Origin of the sequence: Mucilaginibacter sp. (genome assembly GCF_041088075.1) — a bacterium.
GTDB lineage: Bacteria > Bacteroidota > Bacteroidia > Sphingobacteriales > Sphingobacteriaceae > Mucilaginibacter_A.
Map to the genome: position 1 here is coordinate 20869 of NZ_JBGCVY010000062.1, position 6678 is coordinate 27546.

10 protein-coding genes are annotated in these 6678 nt (G+C 36.4%); 8 read left to right on the plus strand and 2 right to left on the minus strand.

Going from position 1 to position 6678, the window contains the following annotated elements:
- Positions 1–543: 543 nt before the first annotated feature.
- On the minus strand, positions 544–651 hold the full coding sequence (locus tag V5804_RS15145; protein ID WP_369592248.1) for a hypothetical protein: 108 nt from the start codon (positions 649–651) through the stop codon (positions 544–546).
- 116 nt (positions 652–767) lie between these two features.
- Here V5804_RS15145 and V5804_RS15150 point away from each other — a divergent pair, with 116 nt between their 5' ends.
- From V5804_RS15150 to V5804_RS15185, 8 genes are all read left to right on the plus strand, one after another.
- A complete protein-coding gene (locus tag V5804_RS15150; RefSeq protein WP_369592249.1) occupies positions 768–1376 on the plus strand; it encodes an alpha-L-arabinofuranosidase C-terminal domain-containing protein in 609 nt (202 codons plus the stop codon).
- Positions 1377–1637: 261 nt separating this feature from the next.
- The gene (locus V5804_RS15155) at positions 1638–2156 is read left to right on the plus strand and encodes a hypothetical protein (protein WP_369592241.1); all 519 of its coding nucleotides are present in this window, start codon (positions 1638–1640) and stop codon (positions 2154–2156) included.
- 222 nt (positions 2157–2378) lie between these two features.
- On the plus strand, positions 2379–2918 hold the full coding sequence (locus V5804_RS15160) for a hypothetical protein (protein WP_369592242.1): 540 nt from the start codon (positions 2379–2381) through the stop codon (positions 2916–2918).
- Between the two features lie 199 nt (positions 2919–3117).
- Complete coding sequence (locus V5804_RS15165) at positions 3118–3873, plus strand: sterol desaturase family protein (RefSeq protein WP_369592243.1); 756 nt, start codon at positions 3118–3120, stop codon at positions 3871–3873.
- 290 nt (positions 3874–4163) lie between these two features.
- Positions 4164–4463 (plus strand): type II toxin-antitoxin system RelE/ParE family toxin, encoded by a 300-nt coding sequence (locus V5804_RS15170; RefSeq protein ID WP_369592244.1) that lies wholly within the window; start codon positions 4164–4166, stop codon positions 4461–4463.
- Between the two features lie 3 nt (positions 4464–4466).
- Positions 4467–4751: an addiction module antidote protein gene (locus V5804_RS15175; protein WP_369592245.1), complete on the plus strand. Its 285-nt coding sequence runs from the start codon at positions 4467–4469 to the stop codon at positions 4749–4751.
- 337 nt (positions 4752–5088) lie between these two features.
- Complete coding sequence (locus V5804_RS15180; RefSeq protein WP_369592246.1) at positions 5089–5253, plus strand: hypothetical protein; 165 nt, start codon at positions 5089–5091, stop codon at positions 5251–5253.
- Between the two features lie 290 nt (positions 5254–5543).
- Positions 5544–6287 (plus strand): hypothetical protein, encoded by a 744-nt coding sequence (locus V5804_RS15185; RefSeq protein ID WP_369592247.1) that lies wholly within the window; start codon positions 5544–5546, stop codon positions 6285–6287.
- A gap of 241 nt (positions 6288–6528) precedes the next feature.
- Here the strand turns inward: V5804_RS15185 and V5804_RS15190 are convergent.
- A partial coding sequence (locus V5804_RS15190; protein ID WP_369592250.1) for a DUF2683 family protein occupies positions 6529–6678 on the minus strand: 150 nt, incomplete at its 5' end.

A 6678-nucleotide genomic window follows, 5' to 3' on the forward strand; every position in this document is an offset into this window, starting at 1 on the left:
GGGTTTCGGAAAATTCAAAAATCCCGAACAAAGGACGGATTCGTTTGGATATTGTAGAAGCTCTGAAAAAAATCCATATTCCAAACTTGCGCTGGCCCGGCGGCTGTTTTGCTGATGAATACCATTGGCGCGACGGCATCGGCCCGAGAAACCAGCGGCCAAAAATGGTGAACACCAATTGGGGCGGCGTTACCGAGGACAATAGTTTTGGCACGCACGAGTTTCTGGATTTATGCGGAATGCTGCATTGCGAGCCCTATGTTTCTGCAAACGTAGGCAGCGGAACGGTAGAAGAAATGTCTAAATGGGTAGAATACTTGAATTTTGACGGTGTTAGCCCGATGGCTGCTTTACGGGCACAAAACGGCCATCCCAAACCTTATAAAGTTAGTTTTTGGGGCGTTGGAAATGAAAGCTGGGGCTGCGGCGGGGAAATGACACCAGAGTTTTATTCCGACCAGTTCAGGCGTTATGCTACTTATGCCAGAAATTATCCGGGTGCACCATTGAAAAAAATTGCCAGCGGCGCCAATAGTTTTGATTTTAACTGGACCGAAGTTGTGATGAAAAATATTGGTACGCGCCCCTGGGGCCTGTCGCTCCATTATTATACCGTTCCAACGGGCAATTGGGGCAAAAAAGGTTCTGCAACGCAGTTTGATGAGAAAGAATATATCACAACAATGCGTAATTGTTTGACTATGGACGAATTGGTAACCAAGCACGGGGCAATTATGGACAAGTACGACCCGCAGAAAAAAGTAGCGATGGTGGTGGATGAATGGGGCGTTTGGACAGACGTAGAACCAGGCACCAACCCGGGGTTTTTGTACCAGCAAAACAGTATGCGCGATGCGCTGATTGCCGGAACGACGTTAAATATTTTTAACAACCATGCCGACCGTGTAAAAATGGCAAACCTGGCGCAAACGGTAAATGTATTGCAATCCCTGGTGCTTACACAAAAAGAAAAAATGATTTTGACGCCAACTTACCATGTTTTTGATTTGTACCAGGTGCATCAGGATGCAACTTTGCTGCCGATTGCTGTCCAATCGCCGGATTATACGGTTGATGGCGTAACCGTTCCTGCCGTTAATGCTTCCGCTTCGCGCGATAGCAGCGGCGTGGTGCATATTTCTTTTGTGAATTTGGACGCAACAAATAAAATCACCGTTAGTACAGCTTTGCAAGGTGTGGACTGGAAAAGCGTGCAAGGGCAAATGGTTACTTCGGCCAAGTTTACGGATTATAACTCTTTCGACAATCCTTCTAAAATAAAAGTTACTGTTTTTAACGGTGCAAAAAAGCAGGGCGACCAGTTGGTAGCCGAATTGCCGCCGTTAAGTGTAGTGGTTTTGACACTAAAAAAGTAGGGGTAAAAGAAGTATTGCAATTGTATTGACGCAATACACTTGGGATAAAAGGCGCAATGCGCATTTTGTATTGTTTATAATTTGGTAAAAAACTGAAAAGTAATGATTACAAAGGGGTTAGCGTTTTTATTACCAGTATATTTTCCAACAAAAAAACTTTAATAAGATTTATATTTTATTCGTAAAAGTTGCGTATATTTACTAGTTGTACGTCAGGCTGAATGACTAACGCCGACTTAAAATCGAATTAGAGAATATTAAATGAAACTCTGGACACAACTTTTACTACTGACAGTTCTGGATTTTGTTATAGTTTGGTTTTGGGTAAGAGAACAAGACCCAGACCCAAGCGTTTCGATCGGCATTTTTCTAGTTGTTCCATTAGCAATAATTGTAAATCTTATTCTTGCAGCAATACTATATTTTGTAAAACGGAAGTACACAAACGTTTTTTTAATTAACTCTTTGATTGCAGCAGTAATTATGTACAATTTATTTATTGCAGGAATTGACCGACACCAAAGACAAAGATATGAAAGCTGGCAATTCAATCTTAATGACACAACTTTTAGAATTACAAATAACAAGTTAAATAAGACATTTGACATTTCATACAGCACAAATTCTGGTAGCTCGACGACTTTTATTTATGGAAAAGTTGCATCTAAAAACAGTATCTACACATTAACTAAAGACTCGTTGAGGCTTTTGATAAAAAATAATTCTCTTTTTGGATTTAGAAATTTAGACAGCATCAAAATGAAGCAAATTGACCTGTGATAAAGAAGCCCGAACGTACAACATTGGTTTGGCAAAAAACTGGCTGAAGAATTAAACATCAACTTTTATTTTGCTATTTTGCTTCAGTTTCGGCAAAAGGAACAAAATTTAGCCGTTAAAAACAGTATGAACTTTGGAACATTAATTTAACTTTGGTTTCGGCTGACGGGTTTCAAATATCAGTTCTTCGCCAAGCCCGGAACGTTGGCTGTAACTTTAAAAATGAACTTAACTACTAAATTCGATAAAACATTCTTACTTGAAACAGAAAAGCAAAAATTAGACATTTTAACTTTAATTTCTTCTCGCATACAAAAAGCTAAAGAAGATAAAAGCCTGATAAATTTTGATCCAATTGATTATAAAGGCGTAATAGTCGCAGATGATGAAATTATAATTTTCAGAAAACCATCAATGTTTAATCCTTCTCGTGATTTAGGAAAAATAAGTTTAACGCTGACATCAAAATTTGACAGAACTTTAATCCAAGCAAAATTCCAGCCTTTTCATTGGATATATAAATATAATATTATTTCCTTACTGTTTGCTCTTATGTTTATTACACTAATGATGTTGTTATTTGACCGAAGCAATTCAGCAATACTTATAGTAGTAAGTGCCTGGCTCATATTCCCAACAATTCTTTATTTAATGATAATTGTAAACCGTTATCAACTAAAGAAATATTTACAAAACTTTTTAGAAGACTTGGACATAAGAGAAAAGCTACAGCCAACATTGGTTTGGCAAAAAACTGGCTGACGAATCAAACATCAACTTATGTTTTGCTATTTTGCTTCAGTTCCGGCAGAAGGAACAAAATTTTAGCCGATAAAAGAAGCATCAACATTTGAACATTTATTTAACTTTGGTTTGGGGCCGACGGGTTTTAAATACCAGTTCTTCGCCAAGCCTTGAACGTTGTGCGTAATGCTAACCTGACAAAACCCTATTGCATTTAATGAATATACAGATACCTTTTACGACACAAGGAATTCAAGGAATTTTAATTTGTTTAATAACACTAACTTTTTTCATACTTGAAAGAAAGTTTCCTGGGCGAGAATTGCCTGAATCAAAAGGTTGGTATTACCGTTCAATAGTAATAAATATTCTTCAAATCAGTCTGGTTGGCTTAGGTGGATTGACTTGGAACAAATACTTTAGGAACTATTCTTTGCTCCATTTAGGACATTGGCATACTTCAATTACAGAAGGTTTGACATATTGGTTTTTTGGGACTTTTATTTTTTATTGGTGGCACCGTTTAAGACACGCAAATGGGTTTTGGTTAGTTTTTCATCAAGTTCATCACAGTCCGAAACGAATTGAATTATTGATATCCTTTTATAAACATCCAATAGAAATAATTGCAGACTCGTTAATAACAGGTTTCTTTATATTTTTTATCTTGGGAGGCACAGCGGAGGCGGCAGCTTGGACTTCTTTTTTTGGGGCAACTGGGGAATATTTTTATCATTCAAATATTTCTACTCCAAAATGGTTAGGTTATTTTATTCAACGACCAGAACACCACGCAATCCATCATCAACTTGACGTACACAAATATAATTATGGAGACATTACCTGGTGGGACAAGATGTTCGGAACTTTTAAAGAAGCTGACGGCTTTATTTCGGAGTGTGGTTTTCCAAATGATAACGAGAGGAGATTTTGGGAGATGATTAAATTTAAAGATGTTTACAATAAGCACTAACGCACAACACTGGTTTGGCAAAAAACTGGCGGACAGAACAAACATCAACTTTTGTTTTGCTATTTTGCTTCAGTTCCAGCAGACGGAACTGAAATTTAGCTGGTAAAAGAAGCATCAACATTTGAACATTTATTTAACTTTGGTTTTCGGCTGACGGGTTTCAAATCCCAGTTCTTCGCCAAGCCCTTTCCGTTGTGCGTCATTTTACCCAAACGAAACTCTCAAAGCAAAATTAGTGACAACAAAAATATTTTTTATAAATTTGTATCTAAATGAATACAATTTAAAGAATGTACTTTATTGAAAAAACTACGGAATTTGATAAATGGTTTAGAAAACTGAATGACTTGAAAGCAAAAGCAAAAATTTTATTCAGACTTCAAAAATTAGAAAATGAAGAGCATTTTGGAGATTGTAAACCAGTTGGAAATGGAATTAATGAACTGAAAATCAACTTTGCAAAAGGCTACAGAATTTATTTCAAAGAAACTGACGGAAAAATTATTATTCTGCTAATTGGTGGAGACAAATCAACTCAACAAAAAGATATTGAAAAAGCGAAAAAAATTTGCGATAAACTAAAAAAGTAAAAAATGGAAACATCAAAATTTGATATAGCTGACTATTTAGACAGCAACGAGATGATTGCCGAATATTTAAATGCGGTTTTGGAGGAAGGAAATGATGCTGAAATTGTGACTGCAATCGGATATATTGCTAAGGCAATTGGTATGACTAAAATAGCGCAAGAAACTGGAATGAGCAGACCAAGTTTATATAAAGCATTATCTGACGGAGCAAAACCACAATTTTCAACTATTATGAAAGTATTAAAAGCTGTTGGTGGACAAATAAAAGTAAATCCAATATCTGCATAAAAAAACGAACGCACAACATTGGTTTGGCAAAAAATTGGCGAACGAATTATAACATCAACTATTATTTTGCTATTTTGCTTCAGTTCCATCTGAAGGAACAAAATTTAGCTGGTAAAAGAAGCATCAAGATTGGAACATTAATTTAATTTTGGTTTATGTTGAGCAATTTAAATTTCTTAGTCCTTCGCCAGGCGCTTTCCGTTAACTGTAATTTTTTGATACTTTAAATAGTGGAAGTAAACGTATAACTTTGATATAAAACGTTGGATGAAAAAGCCAAAATATTTGTATAAGTCTGAATGCATCAAAGGTTCCAATAATTGTTTTTGACAAAAAATTGGAACAATTCAGGGACAAGGTTTTGTTTCCTGAAAAGCTTGCTAAGGCGCAAGAAATCTTATCAAAAGGCGGGCTTCCGACAAGGAAAAATAAAACTACCGCCAACAAGGGTATTGCCAACAGTGTGGATGGACAGCCTGTTCAGATTTTTCATCGGGATTGAAGCATTCGGCGGCATATTGCTGTTCATTCTCTTCTTCAACTCCAATCAAGGAAACACACTGTAATAAGCCTTTTCCCAATCCTCATTCTTTTTCAAAAGATAGTTTTTGTTCAGGACTGTCATGCTACCGCCTTTAACTCCGATAATTTTAATATTTAAAAAGTAGTTGTAAAAAGGTATTGAAATTAAAAGTTGAAATTATGCTTGCCGCAATCAAAATAAAGACAAACAATTTCCTTTTAGTTAAGTTGTAAGTTTAGTTATACTACAAAACTTAATACAATTAAATTATGGAAAGCAATTTACATTATGGTGAAGGCAATGCTTCATCATCAACAATTATCCGTTCGGGCTCGCACCAGCGCATCAGTTGGGCCGCAGTTATTGCCGGCGTTATCATCGCTGTTTTTATCCAGCTTACCTTAACCCTTTTAGGCTTGGCTATCGGTTTAAGCACTGTTGATGCCACTAACCACAACACACCTGGAACTGGCCTTGCAATCGGTTCTGGGATTTGGTATGTACTTACCATGCTGATTTCGCTTTTTTTTGGAGGCTGGGTAGCCGGACGTTTGGCAAAAGACAAACACACTTCAGAAAGTGTTATTCACGGTTTACTGGTTAGCGGTTTAATGTTTATTTTAACTTTTTACTTTTTAACAAGTGCGTTAGGCAGTATCCTTGGTGGTGCTGGCAGTCTTATTAGTGGTGCAGGCAGTACAGTTGGAAAAGCAATGGCTACAGAAGTCCCTGCTATCAACGATGCTGTTAAAACTACTTATGATACCACAACTAAGGCACAAGTAAAAGCTGATAGCCAGAAAGTGGTTGGTGCAATCAACCAAAATAAAGGTGCAGTAGAACAAAAAGCCAGAGAAGTTGCAGATGATGCTGCTTCTGCAAGCTCTAAAGGTGCTTGGTATTCTTTTTTCGGAATTGTTTTGGGTGCTGCCGCCAGTGCTTTCGGTGCTAAAAAAGGCAGGGATTCTAAAGAACCGGCAGATTATCATACACACAGAACAGCACAAGTTTAAACATTGGCTTTTTTTAGAAAGTTGAATTTTTATTGAGCTTGTATCACAAGTAAATTAATTCATTCTTGTATCTTGTTATTATCAGTCAGGGTTGGTTTATTTGAAATATTAGCCACAAAAAAAGGTGTAGTTCCAATTGGAATTACACCTTTTTTTGTGATTTGACTTTTATTGACTGCTTATGCTATCCAATACTATTTCTTCCAATATTCAACATCAAGCTGAGCTTCTTTTGAATAAATTATTTCCACAAGTCTTTAGTCTTTATAGACTTAAAATTTCCCGCTTCGAAATCCTTTTTACTTCTTTCAATTTTTTTTATAAAATCAGGATTATAAGGTTTCTCTTCTTTGAAATTTATTTTTAGCGCTTTCATAAAAGCCTTTAAAGC